At 45.2% G+C, this 17,472-nt stretch carries 13 protein-coding genes; 6 read left to right on the top strand and 7 right to left on the bottom strand.

Annotation, left to right across the window (positions count from 1 at the left end; genetic code table 11):
* Positions 1–6 precede the first annotated feature (6 nt).
* The 6 genes from ttrB to B9T20_RS05685 all read left to right on the top strand — a co-directional run bounded on the left by ttrB (position 7) and on the right by B9T20_RS05685 (position 8,906).
* Positions 7–741 (top strand): tetrathionate reductase subunit TtrB, encoded by a 735-nt coding sequence (gene ttrB, locus B9T20_RS05710; RefSeq protein WP_094490202.1) that lies wholly within the window; start codon positions 7–9, stop codon positions 739–741.
* Positions 738–1,814, top strand: coding sequence for an NrfD/PsrC family molybdoenzyme membrane anchor subunit (gene nrfD, locus B9T20_RS05705; RefSeq protein ID WP_094490201.1), 1,077 nt, complete (start codon positions 738–740; stop codon positions 1,812–1,814). Before ttrB ends, nrfD begins: the two co-directional genes overlap by 4 nt.
* Complete coding sequence (locus B9T20_RS05700; RefSeq protein WP_094490200.1) at positions 1,807–4,905, top strand: molybdopterin-dependent oxidoreductase; 3,099 nt, start codon at positions 1,807–1,809, stop codon at positions 4,903–4,905. Before nrfD ends, B9T20_RS05700 begins: the two co-directional genes overlap by 8 nt.
* A 183-nt stretch (positions 4,906–5,088) precedes the next feature.
* Positions 5,089–5,778, top strand: coding sequence for a gluconate 2-dehydrogenase subunit 3 family protein (locus B9T20_RS05695; RefSeq protein WP_158520526.1), 690 nt, complete (start codon positions 5,089–5,091; stop codon positions 5,776–5,778).
* Positions 5,779–5,783: 5 nt separating this feature from the next.
* Positions 5,784–7,568 (top strand): GMC family oxidoreductase, encoded by a 1,785-nt coding sequence (locus B9T20_RS05690; protein ID WP_094490198.1) that lies wholly within the window; start codon positions 5,784–5,786, stop codon positions 7,566–7,568.
* Between the two features lie 9 nt (positions 7,569–7,577).
* Positions 7,578–8,906 carry a cytochrome c gene (locus tag B9T20_RS05685; protein ID WP_094490197.1) on the top strand — a complete coding sequence of 443 codons (1,329 nt, stop codon included), beginning with the start codon at positions 7,578–7,580 and terminating at the stop codon, positions 8,904–8,906.
* A gap of 34 nt (positions 8,907–8,940) precedes the next feature.
* On the opposite strand, the gene B9T20_RS05680 is transcribed toward B9T20_RS05685, so the two are convergent.
* From B9T20_RS05680 to B9T20_RS05650, 7 genes are all read right to left on the bottom strand, one after another.
* A complete protein-coding gene (locus tag B9T20_RS05680) occupies positions 8,941–9,855 on the bottom strand; it encodes a hypothetical protein (RefSeq protein ID WP_094490196.1) in 915 nt (304 codons plus the stop codon).
* A gap of 105 nt (positions 9,856–9,960) precedes the next feature.
* Positions 9,961–11,328 carry an MATE family efflux transporter gene (locus B9T20_RS05675; protein WP_094490195.1) on the bottom strand — a complete coding sequence of 456 codons (1,368 nt, stop codon included), beginning with the start codon at positions 11,326–11,328 and terminating at the stop codon, positions 9,961–9,963.
* An 88-nt stretch (positions 11,329–11,416) separates the two neighbouring features.
* Positions 11,417–12,823 (bottom strand): pyruvate kinase PykF, encoded by a 1,407-nt coding sequence (gene pykF, locus B9T20_RS05670; protein ID WP_094490194.1) that lies wholly within the window; start codon positions 12,821–12,823, stop codon positions 11,417–11,419.
* A gap of 30 nt (positions 12,824–12,853) precedes the next feature.
* Positions 12,854–13,267: an 8-oxo-dGTP diphosphatase MutT gene (gene mutT / locus B9T20_RS05665; RefSeq protein WP_018121788.1), complete on the bottom strand. Its 414-nt coding sequence runs from the start codon at positions 13,265–13,267 to the stop codon at positions 12,854–12,856.
* The gene (locus B9T20_RS05660) at positions 13,267–14,445 is read right to left on the bottom strand and encodes a CinA family nicotinamide mononucleotide deamidase-related protein (RefSeq protein ID WP_094490193.1); all 1,179 of its coding nucleotides are present in this window, start codon (positions 14,443–14,445) and stop codon (positions 13,267–13,269) included. Before B9T20_RS05660 ends, mutT begins: the two co-directional genes overlap by 1 nt.
* The gene (locus tag B9T20_RS05655; RefSeq protein WP_094490192.1) at positions 14,445–15,836 is read right to left on the bottom strand and encodes a sigma-54 dependent transcriptional regulator; all 1,392 of its coding nucleotides are present in this window, start codon (positions 15,834–15,836) and stop codon (positions 14,445–14,447) included. The genes B9T20_RS05660 and B9T20_RS05655 overlap by 1 nt, the downstream gene beginning before the upstream one ends.
* 36 nt (positions 15,837–15,872) lie before the next feature.
* Positions 15,873–17,471, bottom strand: a complete 1,599-nt coding sequence (locus B9T20_RS05650) for a PAS domain-containing sensor histidine kinase (protein WP_094490191.1) — start codon at positions 17,469–17,471, stop codon at positions 15,873–15,875.
* Between the last annotated feature and the right edge of the window lies 1 nt (position 17,472).

Genomic DNA, 17,472 nt, shown 5'->3' with positions numbered 1-17,472 from the left:
AGGTTTATGAATTTGAATCGTCGAGATCTTTTAAAACAACTCGCCACCATCACAGCAGGCGCAACAGTCATGAGCTTAACGCAAGCCCAAGCTTTGATGGCACCGGATCGCCGCGAAGGTGATGGCACAAAACGCTATGGCATGATCATCGATTTAAGGCGCTGCATCGGCTGCCAAGCGTGCACAGTGAGCTGTTCTGTAGAAAATCAAATGCCGCCTGGGCAATTTCGCACCACAGTGCGCCAATATCAAGTGATCAATGAGCATCATCAAGAAGCCACCAATGTGGTTTTACCGCGTTTGTGTAATCATTGTGACAATCCGCCATGTGTGCCTGTCTGCCCTGTTCAAGCCACCTTTCAGCGTAAAGATGGCATTGTGGTTGTGGACAATAAACGCTGCGTTGGCTGTGCTTACTGCGTACAAGCTTGCCCTTATGAAGCGCGCTTCATTAACCATGAAACGGGCACGGCGGATAAATGCACCTTTTGCGTCCATCGTTTAGAGGCAGGATTGTTGCCAGGCTGTGTGGAATCTTGTGTGGGCGGTGCGCGCATCATCGGGGATATGAAAGATCCTGACAGCGAGATCAGTCAAATACTCAATACATTCAAAGATGAGATTAAAGTGCTCAAACCCGAACAAGGCACGATTCCTCAAGTCTTTTACATCGGGCTCGATGAAGCCTTTACGCGTAATGTCCACGGTCAAGCGATGCTCTGGCAGGAGGTGAAATTATGATCCGTGAATTGTTGACTCATCCCCAAGAATTGGCATGGCTCCCATGGGCGGTGCAATACTTTTTCTTCATTGGCATTGCCGCAACTGGCGCCTTGCTTGCGGTGTATTTACGATTATTTCACCGCGGACAATACCAAAGTGCAGAACTCATCACATTGGCCATTGCCGTCACAACCGGCATTGTGGGCCCGATTGCTTTGAGCGCTGACCTTCATCAACCCGGGCGCATTCTAAACTTTTATCTCTCCTTTACACCATGGTCATGGATGTGGATTGGTGCCATCATTGTGCCATTTTTTGTGATCTTCTTATTGGCACAATTTTTACTGGTGCTGCGTGAAAATACTGATCCTGACAAGCTCTTTAAATGGTTCAGAGCGCTTCATTGGTTTAACTTTAACGAAAGCAAAATCTTACCATGGACGGGCATTTGCCTTGCCCTTTTTGCCTTTGGCATTTTGCTCTACACCGGTAAAGAGGTGAACATCGTGCAAGCCCAAGCCATTTGGCACACGCCGTGGCTGCCATGGGTGCTCTTTTTTACGGCTTTGCAAACCTTGCCGATGCTGGTGAAAACTTGGCAACGTTTTGCAAACATCACAGAAAACGCTGCGTGTTTAACGCACATCCAGCTCATTGCGCTCTCTGGCGTACTCGTGACATTGGTGGGGTGGGGTTTGTCCGAGTCGCCAGCGGGGGCAGCTTTTCGCGCCTTGCCCGAACAAGGCAGCGTTTGGTTCACCATTGGTTTAGGGTTGGTGGTGTATTGGGTTTCTTTAATGCTCTTTACACTGTTGACATGGACAAGCAAACGTACGCTCTCCCCTTATCTCTATTTGTTGCTCTCCCTCATGAGTTTATCGTTGGCATGGACGATTCGCTGGGCGATCCTTATGCAAGCGCAAACGTTGCCAAAATACAATATTTTCATCAATCCTTACCATCTCTCATGGGGATTTGATGGTGCCCTTGGCATCATCTCCACCTTTGGCTTATGGATCACCCTTTTGATCACCGTTTGGAGCCTACTCAACGATCGCTGGTTTACGTTTAAAGGAGCACATCATGGATAAAACCAACAAAAAACGTCGCAATCTTCTCAAAGGCCTCGCAGCCGCAGGCGGTGTTGGTGCATTCATTGCAGGTTATAGCAATACCGCTAAAAACATGGCGGTGGGCATGATCAAAGGCACCTCAGCTGAGCCCACGGACAACCGCATTTTTGGCAATGCCTTAACAGTGGAAGGTGTGATTAAAGATGGACACTTCACCCAAACGCCGGGACAAGTGATGTCCAATACGCAATGCTTTGGCTGCTGGACAGTGTGCGGCGTGCGTGTGCGCGTGGATCAAGGGAAAAATGAGGTTTTACGCATTTGTGGCAATCCTTATAGCCCATTATCCCATGATGAACATTACCCTTATGATCTACCCATTGAAGAGGCTTGGGTGCGCTTAGGCGGCGAGTCCGGCATCAATGATCGCTCAACAGCGTGTGCACGTGGCGCGGCGATGGGCGAAGGTTTAACAAGTCCTTACCGCGTTTTAACGCCATTAAAACGCGTCGGCAAACGCGGCGAAGGCAAATGGCAACGCATCTCCTTTGAGCAATTGGTCAAAGAAGTGGTGGAAGGCGGTGATCTTTTTGGCGAAGGTCATGTGGAGGGTTTACGTGCCATTCGAGATTTAGAGACGCCAATTGACCCCAATTTCCCGGAATATGGCCCGAAAGCCAATCAGCTTTTGGTCACCGATGCCGGCAATGAAGGACGCGAAGAGCTTGCAAAACGCTTTACCTTTAACTCATTTGGCAGTAAAAACTTTGCACAGCATGGCTCCTATTGCGGGCTCGCATACCGTTTAGGTTCTGGCGCCGTCATGGATGACATGCAAAAAAATGCCCATGCCAAACCAGATTTTGATCACATTGAATTTGCCCTGTTTATGGGCACATCGCCTGCGCAATCGGGCAATCCATTCAAACGCCAAGGCCGCTTATTGGCCAAAGCCCGCACCAAAACGCCTGAAGAATTCTCTTATGTGGTGATCGCGCCCAATCTTCAACTCACCAATACATTGGCGGTGGATGACAACCGCTGGATTCCCATTTTACCGGGGACAGATTCCGCGATGGCCATGGCGTTGATGCGCGTGATCATCGATCAACAATGGTACAACGCAACCTATCTTCAAACACCGGGCAAAGCCGGCATGGCGCACCATCAAGAAGTGAGTGTTTCCAATGCGACGCATCTTGTGATCAGTGATGAATCGCATCCTTTGTATGGCCAATTTTTGCGCGAATGGGACATCACCGAAATGGATGGCCCACGTTTAGAGAGTGCATTGTTGGTGATGGATGAGGCAAGCAATGCTTTAATGAAAGCCGATGATTGTCTCACCGGCCGCCTTTATGTCGAAGCGCCGGTTCGTTTAAAAGATGGCAGCACGCCACTTGTCAAATCAAGCTTTACCTTATTGACAGAATCGGCCCATCGCTACACTTTAGAAGAATATAGTGACTTATGCGGCGTGCCCGTTGCAACCATTGAAGCATTGGCCAAAAAATTCACAAGTCACGGCAGAAAAGCGGCAGTCATTACGCATGGCGGTATGATGAGCGGCAATGGTTTTTACAATGCTTGGTCTGTCATGGCGCTCAATGTGTTGATTGGCAATATGAATCACAAAGGCGGTTTGTTGGTCAATGGCGGTAAATTTAAAGAGTACGCACCCGGACCACGTTATAACCTAGTCAATTTTAAAGGCATGGTGCAACCAAAAGGGATGCTGCTTGCCCGCGCGAAAAAGCCGTATGAAACCTCCACGGATTATAAAGCACTCATCAAAGCCGGTAAAAATCCATATCCTGCCAAGCGCCCTTGGTATCCATTTGCCGGCGGACAAAGCTCTGAAGTGTTGATCTCTGCCCTTGCCCAAGATCCTTATCCATTAAAAGCATGGATCAGCCACATGACCAATCCGGTGTACGGCATTGCAGGCTTCAGGCAATTATTGGGCAAGCAATTGGCCGATCCAAAAGTGTTGCCGCTCTTTGTCGCTGTGGATGCATTCATCAATGAAACCACCGCCTTTGCCGATTACATCGTGCCAGATACGCATAACTTTGAAAGCTGGGGCTTTACCGCGCCTTGGGGCGGCGTACCCTTTAAAGCCACAACGGCGCGTTGGCCGGTGGTGGAACCGCGTGTTGAGAAAACCGTCAATGGCGATCCCATCTGCATGGAGAGCTTTTTCATCGCCATTGGCGAGCGCATGAATTTACCAGGTTTTGGTGATGAAGCGATTCAGGATGCCAAAGATCCATCCATTCATTATCCATTCAAACGCCCTGAGGATTATTATTTGCGCGCCGCCGCAAATGTGGCCTTTGATGATGCACCCGTGAACAATGCAACAGAATCTGACCTTGTGCTGACGGGCGTGACGCGCATTTTGCCAAAGATTCAAGCCGTGCTGAAACCAGAAGAACAAGCCAAAGTGGCCTATGTGTATGCACGCGGTGGGCGAACCAACCATTTTGACACCGGTTGGGATGGTGATCACCTTCGTAAAAAATGGCCCATGACGATGCAATTGTGGAATGAAAATGTCAGCGTACACACGCACAGCACCAATGGTGAGCGTTACAGCGGTTGCCCAACCTATTATCCTGCGCGCTTTATGGATGGCTCGGACATGCGCAGCCATTATCGTAAAGATCAATGGCCATTTTTACTCACCTCATTTAAGTCCAACCTGATTAGCAGCACGGCAGGCTCTAACCTTCGCATGCGCATGATCAAACCCACCAACATTGTGGCCATCAGTCAAGTGGATGCAGATTTGCTGAACATTACCAACGGTGATTCTGTCTTCATCGAATCGCCCTCCGGTCGAAAAGAGGCGCAAATCATGGTACTCGATGGCGTGATGCCGGGTGTGATTGCCATTGAACATGGTTATGGTCACCGCGATATGGGCGCCCGCGCGCACTACATTGATGGCGAACCGCTCTATTTTAATCGCCATGTGGGCAGCGGCCTCAACCTCAATGATTTAGCGATCCAAGATCCAAGTCGCCCCATTCCGGCGCCGTGGCTTGATTGGGCAACCGGCGCTGTGGTGCGCCAAGGCATCCCTGCCCGCATCACGAAAGCTTAAGATTAAAAAAAGCCCGCATTGCGGGCTTTTGATTCACACCCTATCCCATAACAAACTTGATATTTATCAATTTTATAACTATAAAAAAATCATTAATTAAAATAATTATTTTTGATAAACTACAATAAAATATTAATTAATAATTATTTATAAAATTAACCACTGTGCTTATGGAGAATGCTGATGAAAAAATATGATCCATCTCGTCGGAAGTTCATTCAAACTTCCATTGCCACATCTACACTTTGCTTTGTGCCAACGATCGCACTGGCACAAAGTCAGAAAAATGCCACGTACCAACCACAATATTTTAATTCTGATGAGTGGGCATTCATCAATGCCATTACAGATCAGCTCATTCCCGCTGATGAACTGGGCGGCGGTGCATTAGAGGCGGGCGTGCCTGAGTTTATTGATCGTCAAATGCTCACAGAATTTGGGAAAGGCGAGCTCTTTTATATGCATCCGCCTTACCATATTGATGCACTGCCAACATTGGGCTATCAAGAGCAATATGCGCCAAATGAATTGTATCGCCATGCCATTGCGCAGATTGATGCATATGTTATTGAAAAACATCAGCAACCGTTTCATGCGTTAAGTGATGATCTAAAAATTGAGATGATGCATGCCATGGAAAATGGAAAAATTCCACTAAAAGGCATTTCATCGTCCACCACATTTTTCAATCTCTTATGGAAAAATACACAAGAAGGGTTTCTATCTGATCCAAAATATGGCGGCAATAAAAATATGATCGGCTGGAAATTAGTAGGCTTTCCAGGCGCGCGTGCTGATTTTATGGATTTCGTTGATAAACCTGGGGCTGTCTATCCTTATGGTCCTGTTGATATTGCTGGCAAGAGAGGTTAAAAACTATGCTAAATAAAAACCCTGAAAAAGTGATGCCAAAAAAAGATGTTGTGGTGGTTGGTCTTGGCTGGACAGGTGCAATTGTATCAAAAGAGCTCACTGACATCGGCTTAGACGTTGTTGCTTTAGAACGCGGTGATCATCGTACAACTGCGACTGCTGCACCTTATCCAAGTGTTGCAGATGAATTGGCTTATGTTCAACGATTTAAACTCTTTCAACGCATGAAAAATAATACGGTGACCATTCGCTATAATCTAAAGGATACTGCTGTTCCTTATCGGGAACTGGGCTCCTTTTATTTAGGTACCAATGTCGGTGGCTGCGGCTTCCATTGGAATGGTATGACATGGCGAGCTCTACCTGAAGATTTAAAAATTCGTACCATGTATACAGAAAAATATGGAGCTGATTTCATTCCCGAAGACATGACCATTCAGGATTATCCTGTTTCCTATGAAGAGTTAGAGCCACACTTTACCATGTTCGAAAATGTGTGCGGTACTTCTGGGCAAGCTGGCAACATCAATGGCAAAATCATTCCAGGCGGCAACCCCTACGATGCACCAAGAAGTGGTAATTATCCAAATCCTCCCCTTAAAACTCTTTTCAGTGGCCAAGTTTTTGAGAAAGCCACAAAGAAAATTGGGCTACATCCATTTCCATTGCCTGCATCAAATGCCTCTAAGCCCTATACCAATCCATATGGCGTTCGCTTAGGTCCTTGTAACTACTGTGGTTACTGTGAGGACTTTGGTTGTTATATGTACTCTAAAGCCAGCCCACAAACCACTATTTTACCTGCTTTAATGCCAAGCCCAAATTTTGAGTTACGTACACAATGTGAAGTAATTAAAGTCAATACCAATGATCAGGGTGATATTGCTACAGGTGTGACCTATGTTAATGGTGAAGGTCAGCTTGTTTTTCAACCAGCTGACTTAGTTTTACTCTGTGCTTTCCAAGTCCATAACGTCAAACTTTTATTGGTCTCTAATATTGGAAAACCTTATAATCCGCACACTGGTGAAGGTGTTGTGGGCAAAAATTTTGCGTATCAATACTATACAAGCGCCACTGTATACATGAAAGAAGGTGCGCAAAATAATCCATTCATTGGTGCAGGCGCTGCGGGCACTGTTATTGATGACTTTAATGGTTTACATTTCGATCATAGAGAAGGTAATTTTATTGGTGGTGCTTATATCACTGCAGCAAATGCCGGTGGTCGACCGATTGCACAAGTTGGTTCTGCACCTGGTACACCTAAATGGGGCAAAGGTTGGAAGCAAGGTAAAAAAGATGGTTATCAACGTCTAATAGGCATGGATGCAGAAGGTTCTGTCATGTCGTATAAAGATGCTTATATTGATCTCGACCCCACTTATAAAGATATTTGGGGGATTCCACTTGCACGCATGACTTTTAATTGGCATGACAATGAATACCGCCAAGGAGACTATATTGCCAAGCAATTAGAAAAAATTTGTCAGGCAATGGAAGGCGTAGAATCCTACACAATTAGTAAAACTTTAGGTAATTGGGATACACGTGTTTATCAATCTACTCACATTACAGGTGGTGCCATTACTGGTGATTCCCCAAGTAATAGTGTTGTGAATAAATATTTACAATCTTGGGATGTTCCGAATCTTTTTGTATATGGTGCATGTGCTTTCCCACAGAACATGTCTTATAACCCTACAGGTTTAATCGGTGCGCTTACGTATCATTCAGTTGAAGAAATTAAAGAGCGTTATCTAAAAAATCCTGGTCCACTCGTTAAATAAGGGGCGATCATGAAAACTAAAACAATTATTTCTCGCACATTAATGACCATCATTGGTTTAGGTGTTTTAGGTGTGATCGGCCTCAATGTTTATAATGGCCCAACATCTGACATGCCCAAAAATGTGAATGAGCCCTCTCAAGCCTTAATTGACAAAGGGGAATACCTTGCACGCTTAGGGGATTGTACATCCTGCCACACGAGTGATCCAAAGCATCCATTTGCAGGTGGGCTTGCATTTAATTTACCAATCGGTACCATTTATTCGCCGAATATTACACCTGATGTTAAAGATGGCATCGGCAGCTATACTCTACAAGATTTTGACAATGCGGTGCGTTATGGTGTGCGTAAAGATGGCAAGTCCCTCTATCCAGCGATGCCCTATCCCGATTATTCCATCATTAAACAAGAAGATATCGAGGCTTTATATGCTTATTTCATGCATGGTGTAAAACCTGAAGCCATCGCCAATCACTCAGAAAATATCTCTTGGCCACTCTCTATGCGCTGGCCATTGACCGCGTGGCGCATACTCTACTCACCTACGCCTGTGCCATTTGATGATGCATCCTATAAAGATCCTGAAATTTCGCGCGGTGCCTATCTTGTGCAAGGTTTAGGTCATTGCAGCAGCTGCCATACACCACGAGGGTTGGCACTGAATGAAGAAGGTTATAATGAGTCTAACCCACACTTTTTAAGCGGCAGCAATGAGCCTGTCGATGGTTGGATGCCCATTAATTTACGCGGCGATGACATTACAGGTTTAGGGCGCATCAGTGCAGAAGATTTAGCCATGCTCCTTTGGACAGGACGCAGTGAACACAATGCTGTTTTTGGTGGCATGCGCGAAGTTGTGAACAATTCTCTGCAATATGCCACAAAAGAAGATATTACGGCGATGGCGAAATATCTCAAAACTTTGCCACCTGTAAATCCACAAAATCCACCATATGTTTATGATGAAGCCACTCATGAAGCATTGGCAGCAGGGGATGATTCTGCGCGTGGTGCGAGCGTTTATTTAGACTCTTGCGCAGCTTGCCATAGAACAGATGGCCTAGGTTATGCTGAAGTTTTTCCTGCATTGGCGGGCAATCCTGCCGTGCAAGATCCTAGCCCATTGTCTCTCATTAAAATCATCTCCCATGGCAGTACACTTCATGGCACAAAACATGCGGTGACTACTTATGTGATGCCAGATGAATTAGGGACACGTTTAAATGAACAAGACATTGCAGATGTCGTGACATTCATTCGCACAAGTTGGGGCAATCAAGGCAAAGCTGTTTCTGTGGAAGAGGTAAAACAATCCATGAAAACAAAAGGTTTATAATCCATTTAAAAAGCCCGCATTGCGGGCTTTTTCATCATTCAATCGGTGCTTTAAAATCACTGTAACCTAAGCGGCGATCACGATATGCTTGATTCACCTGTGCACATGGCACGCTGTATAAAATGGGTTTAAATTGTTTATCTTGATCAAAATAGGATAAGCCTAAATCACGCACGGCTTGCATCTTCACATAACATTGATTATAAGCCGTTTTAAAGGCATCAAAATCATTCACAAAGTGTTGCGTCAAAGCTTGTGAGCGCTCACGGTACAATCCTTCCCACGCTTTACAACTGCTGCTTGCGTCATAGCCTTCGGCATGACAAAAATCACCTTTTTTCGTATAAAGCTCAAAAATATCCATTGGTTGCAACACTTCTGTGGCTTTCTCCCCCACCACATTTTGCCAAACTGTGCATGCAGATTTTGGGCGTTTATCTTCCCCGCAATAGGTTTTCTCTTCACCTTTAAGGTCTAAATATGTCACACTTTGCATTTGCGCTTTACCTTGTGTGACGGCGGATTCATACACTTCATCCCATGCCGTACATTCAGGTGTTTTGTTAAAAGAGAAAGCATTGACACATTCTGAGCCTAAATAAGCGGCAATTTGTTTTTGCCATGCTTGATCTTTTAAGGTTTCCTTAATCGCATCACGCGCAGTTTTCACTGCCTGTGCATGGCGCTCTTCGGCTTGCTTTTTCTCTAACTCATATTGCATGCGTTTATGTGTTTTGATGGCGCTATTTGCCGCATTACACTCAGCATCTTTATTTAAACGATCAAGTTCAGAGGTTTTACCACTCATGAATGCTTTACGGGCAGCTTCGTTGCAGCTTTCCATTTTTTGCTCAGCTTTACCAATATTATCTAAATAATAGGCTTCATTTTTCTCAGAACATGCCACAAGAAACACACTTGCAACCGCAACAGCCATAACTTTTTTCATGATGATCCATCCTGTATGATTATTAGGCTGATCAGTCCAAGGGAGTTCATCGCCGATTGCGATTCAAGTATCGTTAATTTTCGTTATATTTTGTTAAATATAACGTTATGCATTGCCTTTTAAATAACGATTGAATGCCCTGACTTGTATCCATAAAAAGAGCGCTGCTGTGCATGTAGAGATCAAATCTGCCACCACAATCGCATACCAAACGCCCGCAATGCCAAAATAATGAGGCAAAATGAATAAGCCTGGAATCAAAAAGAGAATCTGACGACTTAAGCTTAAAAAGATGGAATGCTTCACTTTGCCAATGCTTTGGAAAAAGATCGTCACCACAATCTGAAAGCCCACCAAAGGGAACAGCATCGTCACCACGCGAATGGCATCGATGGCAACGGCCGACAATGCCGGCGATGGATTAAACGGCATGATCACCCATTTTGGAAAAAAGACGCCAATCACCATCGCCACAATGCCGATGCCCACACCAATTTTAATGGTTTGAAGCAAAGCTTCACGCAGCCTTGCAATCTCCTTTGCCCCAAAGCTATAGCCCACAATCGGCTGCATCCCTTGTGTTAAGCCAAGCAACACAAGCACAACAAGCATCAACAATACATTAACAATCGTATACGCGCCCACCGCCACAGAGCCGCCATACACGCGCACTTGCTGAATGATGATGAAAATGATGCTGCTTGACACAATGTTCATTAAAAATGGGGATAACCCAATGCTGAGCACTGCTTTGGTGATCTGTGCATCAAAACGGATGTATTTGGCCTTAAATTGCAACACCGAATGACCATTGACAAAATGCTGCATCACAAAGAGCGTGCCAATAAACATCGATAAAATGATGGAGATCGCCGCGCCTTCCATGCCCCATTTGAGCCAATAGATAAAAATGGGCGCAAAAATGCCATTGAGCACCAAGGTCAATAACATGGTATACATCGCTTTTTTTGGATAACCCGATGCGCGCATCATGTTATTAAAACTAAAACAGAGGTTCGAGAAAATCGCCCCCGGTAAAAAATACTTTAAAAAATCATAGGTGTGCTGATAACTGCCTTCATCGGCCCCTAAAAAGTGCACCAATGGTGTCAACGTAAAAAAGAAGATAAACGAGATGGTTAAAGTGATGACAAGCGTCAAGAGCAGCGATGTGCCGACCACGCGCTCGGCTTTTTCATAATCACCATTACCAAGGAAAATGGAGATGCGGCTCCCTGCCCCTGCACCCACCAACATGCCAAAGGCAGCAATGATGGTCATGATCGGTAAAGCCAAGCCCATCGCGCTCATTGCATCATCATTCAGATAATCGGCATTGCCAATAAAGTAACGGGTGATGATGTTATAAAGGGCGCTGACAGAGCTTCCGATGATGGCAGGCAGTGCATATTTCCATAAGAGTTTTCGAATCGGTGCATCTCTGAGTTCTAGCATTCTCTCGGACAGTGCCATAATAATCCTCCATTAAATTGAGGCGAATAAAAAAATCGCTCCTCGTATGAAGAGCGATCTTTGTTCGCTTTTACGCTTAATTATAGCACTATAAGCGATGAACTGATGAGGTATTCGTGGTACCACTTGGTACCAATGCACCAGAAACCATCACCACCAAATCATCTTGTTTTGCCAAACCACTCAATAATGCTTCTTCTTTACCAATGCGGTAGAAGTCATCCGTTGAACGAATCTCTGGCACCACTTTTGTGGTCACGCCTTTGACCATTTGCAATTGACGGGCGGTTTTTGCATTGGTGGTTAAGGCTAAAATGCGCGCCGTTGGGAAATATTTACGAATGGATCGCGCGGTTTTCCCTTGGTACGTTGCCACTACGATGAGTGGGCATTCAAGCATTTCAGACATCTCAACGGCACCTAAACACACCGATTCAGTCACGCGCATTTTTTTACGCGGCGCTGACATGCGACTGCCCATCGAGCCATCTGTGCGTTCACAAATCGCCGCCATGATAGACACCGCTTCCACAGGGAATTTACCTTTGGCCGTTTCCCCAGATAACATCACTGCATCTGTGCCATCTAAAATGGCGTTGGCAACGTCGCCGGCTTCTGCACGCGTTGGGCGTGGGTTTTTGATCATCGAATCCAACATTTGTGTTGCAGTGATGACAACTTTACGCGCCGCCACACATTTTCCGATCATCATCTTTTGTGCAAAAATTACCTCTTCTACAGGGATTTCCACACCTAAGTCACCGCGCGCCACCATAATGCCATCGGATGCTTCTAAAATTTCATCAAAGTTGGTTAAACCTTCTTGGTTCTCAATTTTAGAGATGATTAAAATGTCTTCCCCGCCATGAGCATTTAAGTGTGCACGAATCTCTTCCACATCCGAACGCTTACGAATGAAAGAAGCTGCCACATAATCGACACCCATTTCACAGCCAAAGATTAAATCTGCTTTATCTTTTTCTGCCAATGCCGGTAAATTTGTGACCACGCCTGGTAAATTCACACCTTTATTTTCGCCTAAATCGCCATCGTTGAGCACTTCGCAGATCACATCTTGACCACGAATTTCCACAACGCGCATGCCAATTAAGCCATCATCAATGAGCACAATGTTGCCCACAGCTAAGTCATTGCTTAAACCGTTATAAGTCACCGCGACGCGCGTTTCATCGCCAATCACGCTTTGATCACTTGTTAAGGTAAAGGTTTGACCGGCTTTTAAAGAAACATCTTCACCATCTTTTAACTTAATGGTGCGGATTTCAGGGCCTTTGGTGTCAAGCAAAATCGCAGCATTGCGCTGATGCTTTTCACATACGGCACGCAAGTTTTCAATGCGTCCACGATGTTCATCAAAATTACCGTGAGAAAAATTGAGGCGCATAACGTTCATCCCTGCATCGAGAAGCTTTAACAACACAGCTTCTGACTCAGTTTTAGGACCAATCGTACATACAATTTTCGTCTTTTTCATACACACCCTCTATCATGGTTAAATTTTAGATCATTCTGGCATCACACCATGTTTGATCTCATCAATTAAAATGTCATCCGCCGGTGGGAATTCAATGGCTGACAATTCAGACACATTCGTCCAGCGAATCACTTGATTTTCGCGCCCGTAAGGTTCCCCTTCAAAGCTATAGACATCATATACCACAAACTCGATCACTTTATCATCATAATCGTGCGTAAAATCGACACGATGCACAAAATCATTGACAAGGATGCCGATCTCTTCGTCTAACTCACGATCTAAGGTTTCGATGTCTGTTTCACCCATCTCAACCTTGCCACCTGGAAATTCCCACAATCCGCCAAAATTTTTATTGTCAGGTCTTTGACAAATTAAGATTTCGTCCATTGCTTCATTCCAAATAACTGCCATCACAACGCGCAATTTTTGCTTTTCTTCCATCATTTTTCCACTGTCTGTAGTTGGTTCTTTAAAAAGTTAAAACAATTGATGACGGCAAACGCCATCGCTTCTTCCCTTTGATGCTTTGGGATCTGAATAATTTTTGAAAAATATTGGTCACGCACACATAAATGGAGCTGACACTCATATACGGTGGTGCTCTCTGTGAAATTTTCACTGACGCCAAGGACAATATCCACATTCAATGTTTCTTGAGCCGCTTCAAACGTCGCTTGATCAAACTTACCCCGCAATACCATGCCGCCTTTAAAAGGCTCAAGATTTTCACCATAGGCCGTCAAGCGACTGGCCATCATGCCGGCTGTGAACCATTCAACGCAGCCAAGCGTCAAATCTTGCGCAGCACATAATTTTAAAATGCAGCGCTCCATCGTTTGTTGATTGTGCCCAAAAATATAGGGCGCTAAAATCTCTTCTGCCTCTTTTTGATACGGTGCAATCATGGCTTGTGCCGCTTTTTCATCGGCTGCTTTTGCAGAGATGCGCACACTGATGCCATTGATGCCGGAAGCTAAATAAGACAGTTTTGGGTTGCCAATTTCAGCTAAGCGATCATCTAAATCCGATAAGCGCTCAGCGACATGAGATTCTGGCAAACCCCATAATTTGAGGACTTCTGTATAAATGCGGAGATTATCCGGTGAAATCTGGCGCAAAATCGGCACCACGGAGGCTTCAAAAATCGCTTTCATTTCATAAGGCACACCTGGCAATAAAAAGTAATGTTTCCCCTCGTGATTGAGGTATAAGCCAGGGGCTGTGCCAGGATATTTCTCTAAAATTTGGCACCCTTGTGGGTAATGCGCTTGGCGATAATTGTTCTCGCTCATCGTGATGTTGCGGCTCGCAAACTTCTCACGGATCATCTCGGCTAAATCTTCATCATAGACAAGCGGTAAACCTAATGTGGTGGCCAATGTCTCTTTAGTGATGTCATCTTGCGTTGGGCCAAGGCCGCCGGTGGCAATGATGATGTCTGCCCGTTCTGTCGCCAATGCAAACACCGATTGAATGTTGTGGGCGTTGTCTCCCACGGTGGTTTTAAAGTGGCTGTCGATACCAAGCATGCTCAGCTGTTGAGATAACCAAACCGAATTGGTGTCCACCAACTGCCCAAGCAGTAATTCTGTGCCCACTGAGATGATTTCAGCTTTCATTAATCATCGTCCTCTATGTTGAGTTTCTTTAATCGATAGCGAAAGGTTCGAAAGGAGATGCCCAACTGTTTCGCCGCCTCTGTTTTGCTGTCATTTTCTGCCAATGCCCGTTTGAGAATTTTACGCTCAACGGCGGCTAAATACGCCTCAATGTCATCGATGTGATCGGGGATCACAGGATCTTCCTGATCACCGGTTTTCACAGGTTCATTGATCATCGGCGAAGGTGCACTTTGCACCTCACTCACTAATACTAATTCATTGTTTGAATTAAGCAATAAATCTTTTTCTTCGATCACATCTCCATCACACAACGTCGAGGCGCGCTCTAAAATGTTCTCAAGCTCACGCACATTGCCTGGAAATGCATAGTGATCTAAACGGCGCAATGCACCTTCTGTGATTGTCACATTGCGGCCATTGTCACGGTTTAGGCGCTCTAAAATCACTTTCACCAAAATCGCCACATCGCCCCGACGCTCACGCAATGGCGGCACATGTAATGAGATCACATTTAAACGATAAAAAAGATCCTGACGAAATTCACCGGCATCCACAAGCGCTGCTAAACTTTTATGGGAAGCGGATAAAATGCGCACATTGACGGGGATTTCATGCATGGCACCAATCGGACGAATGGCACGCTCTTGAATGGCGCGCAGTAATTTAACCTGCATTGAGAGCGGTAAATCGGCAATTTCATCGAGTAGCAATGTGCCACCATCGGCCGCTTGAAAGAGCCCTTTTTTATCTTTATCTGCCCCGGTAAAACTCCCTTTTTTATGGCCAAACAGTTCACTTTCCACCAAATGCTCTGACAAAGCGCCACAGTTAACGGCAATGAATGGCCCATCAAAACGTGGGCTCTCTGCATGAATGGCGCGCGCCACAACCTCTTTACCAACGCCCGATTCCCCTGTGATGTAAATCGGCGATTGCGAGCGTGCCAATTTGCGGATTTGATTGCGAAGGGAAACCATCGCCACAGAATCGCCATACAAGCCATGTTTAGAGGCCACTTGCGGGATCTTTTGCGTTTGCACGGCATTGAGGGCCAATTTACGCAGCGCATTGATCTCAAAAGGTTTAGAGATGAAATCAAATGCCCCAAGCTTTAAGGCTTCGATGGCGCTTTCTACATTGCCGTGCGCTGTCATCATCGCCACCGGCAAATTCGGCACTTTATCCTGAATGTAGCGCAATACATCAAACCCTGAGCCATCGGGCAATTTTAGGTCTGTTAAACAGACATCAAAGGCTTCATTTTGTAGTGCCACAATGGCATCTGAGACTGAATAGGCTTCCACACATTCAATATCAATGGATAAAAAACTCATGGAGATCAGTTCGCAGATGTTCTCTTCATCATCAATAATGAGCGCCTTATACATTCAAATCCTTTCAATTATTATTCATTCATTTAAGCATTATACAACTTTCGCAAAGACGATTCTAAAGCCATGGCGACCTTTTTGATCATCCACATACTGCACAATGCTGCCATTGGCGGCGCAGAGCTCTTTGGTGATGTACAGCCCAAGGCCTGTGCCCTTTTTATGAGTGGTAAAAAACGGCTCAAAAAGACGCAGGCGCCCTTTCTCATCAACGCCCACGCCATTATCGTAAATGGATAAAATCGTGGTGTTGCCCTTTTGTTCCGCTTCAAGGGTGATTTGTAATGCCATCGGATCAATCCCGGAATGAATCACGGCATTGGTGATCAAATTATTCACCACTTGACGCAGCACAGAGAGATCAAACAATACCCGCTGCACATCCTCATGGATGATGAGGGTGACGTGATTGATCATATGGGGAAACTCTACAAAAAACTCATCGAGCAGTTCATTTAAAAAGCCTTCGAGTTTAATGTATTGGCGCTCTGCCTCATTTTTCCGAGCAAGCACCAGAACATCATTGATGATGCGATTGGCGCGCTGCACATTGTTATTGATCATGTCAATCAGGCGCTTTTCCACTGCGTTCAGGTTTTGCTGCTCCCCTAGCAGTTGGCTGGCTTGATAAATCGATGCCATGGGATTTCTGATCTCATGAGCAATCGCCGCCGTTAAATGCCCGAGCGCCACCAATTTTTCTTGTTGCGCGCGCCGGCTCACGGTTTCCATCGGTTCAATTTGAATCACCGAATAGTGATCTGTGGGCAGATCAATCTCACTGAACTCAATGTAATATTTGTGATCATTGTATTCAAATAAAGACGGATCTAAAAATTTGAGCTGACTCCAAAGATAAAAGCGCTCTGTTAATGTTGGTAGATAATCCATCAAATGGCTATTTTTAAGATCCATGTCCCCAAACCATGATTTGATGTATTGGTTCACCAAAATCACTTTGCCTTCAGAGTTTAAGACGATGAGCCCAGATTTCGATTGCTGCACCACCGCTTCATGCAAAATGGCCGCATTGCGAAGCTGCTCGTTTTGAGCGGCCACCAAACGTTGGGATGCTTCATATTTATGGAGCCATAAATTGGTAAGAATCAGCGCCACAAAGGCAAAGCAGTTTTGCCCAATCAAGCGCAAAATGCCTTGCGATACCATCAATTGATACCAACTCATCTCCGGAATTTTGGGGTCAAAATCAAACTTTAGCCACAGCATCAATTGAATGCATACCGACACACTGAGCAATAATAATGCCCCAATGCGAGACAAAAAGGCACCATGCACCATAAAGGAGATGAGCAGTAAAATCACCAGCGGGCTGTCTAAGCCATCAGTGAAGTAACACAATGCCGAAATAAAGCCTAAATCCAAGAGCCCAAAGAAGAAAATATAACGCGTGGTTTGATAACGCACACGCTTTAAAATCAAGGTCGAGATCAGCAAAAAGACGAGATACGTCAATAAGATGTAATGAAAATATTGGGAGATCGGCAGCGCCTCAGGTGAAACCCTCGCGCTTAAAATGTACACCGATGACAAAATCACCGCCATGATCAAGCGAAAGATGCCTAGCAACTGCATCGGTACGCCAGTGGGCTGAATTTGCTGAACTTGCATCATT

This window comes from Wohlfahrtiimonas sp. G9077, assembly GCF_002252155.1.
In the GTDB taxonomy this organism is placed as follows: domain Bacteria; phylum Pseudomonadota; class Gammaproteobacteria; order Cardiobacteriales; family Wohlfahrtiimonadaceae; genus Wohlfahrtiimonas.
The sequence above is the reverse complement of the archived record's forward strand: the minus strand, read 5'-3'. Positions and strand labels throughout refer to the sequence as shown.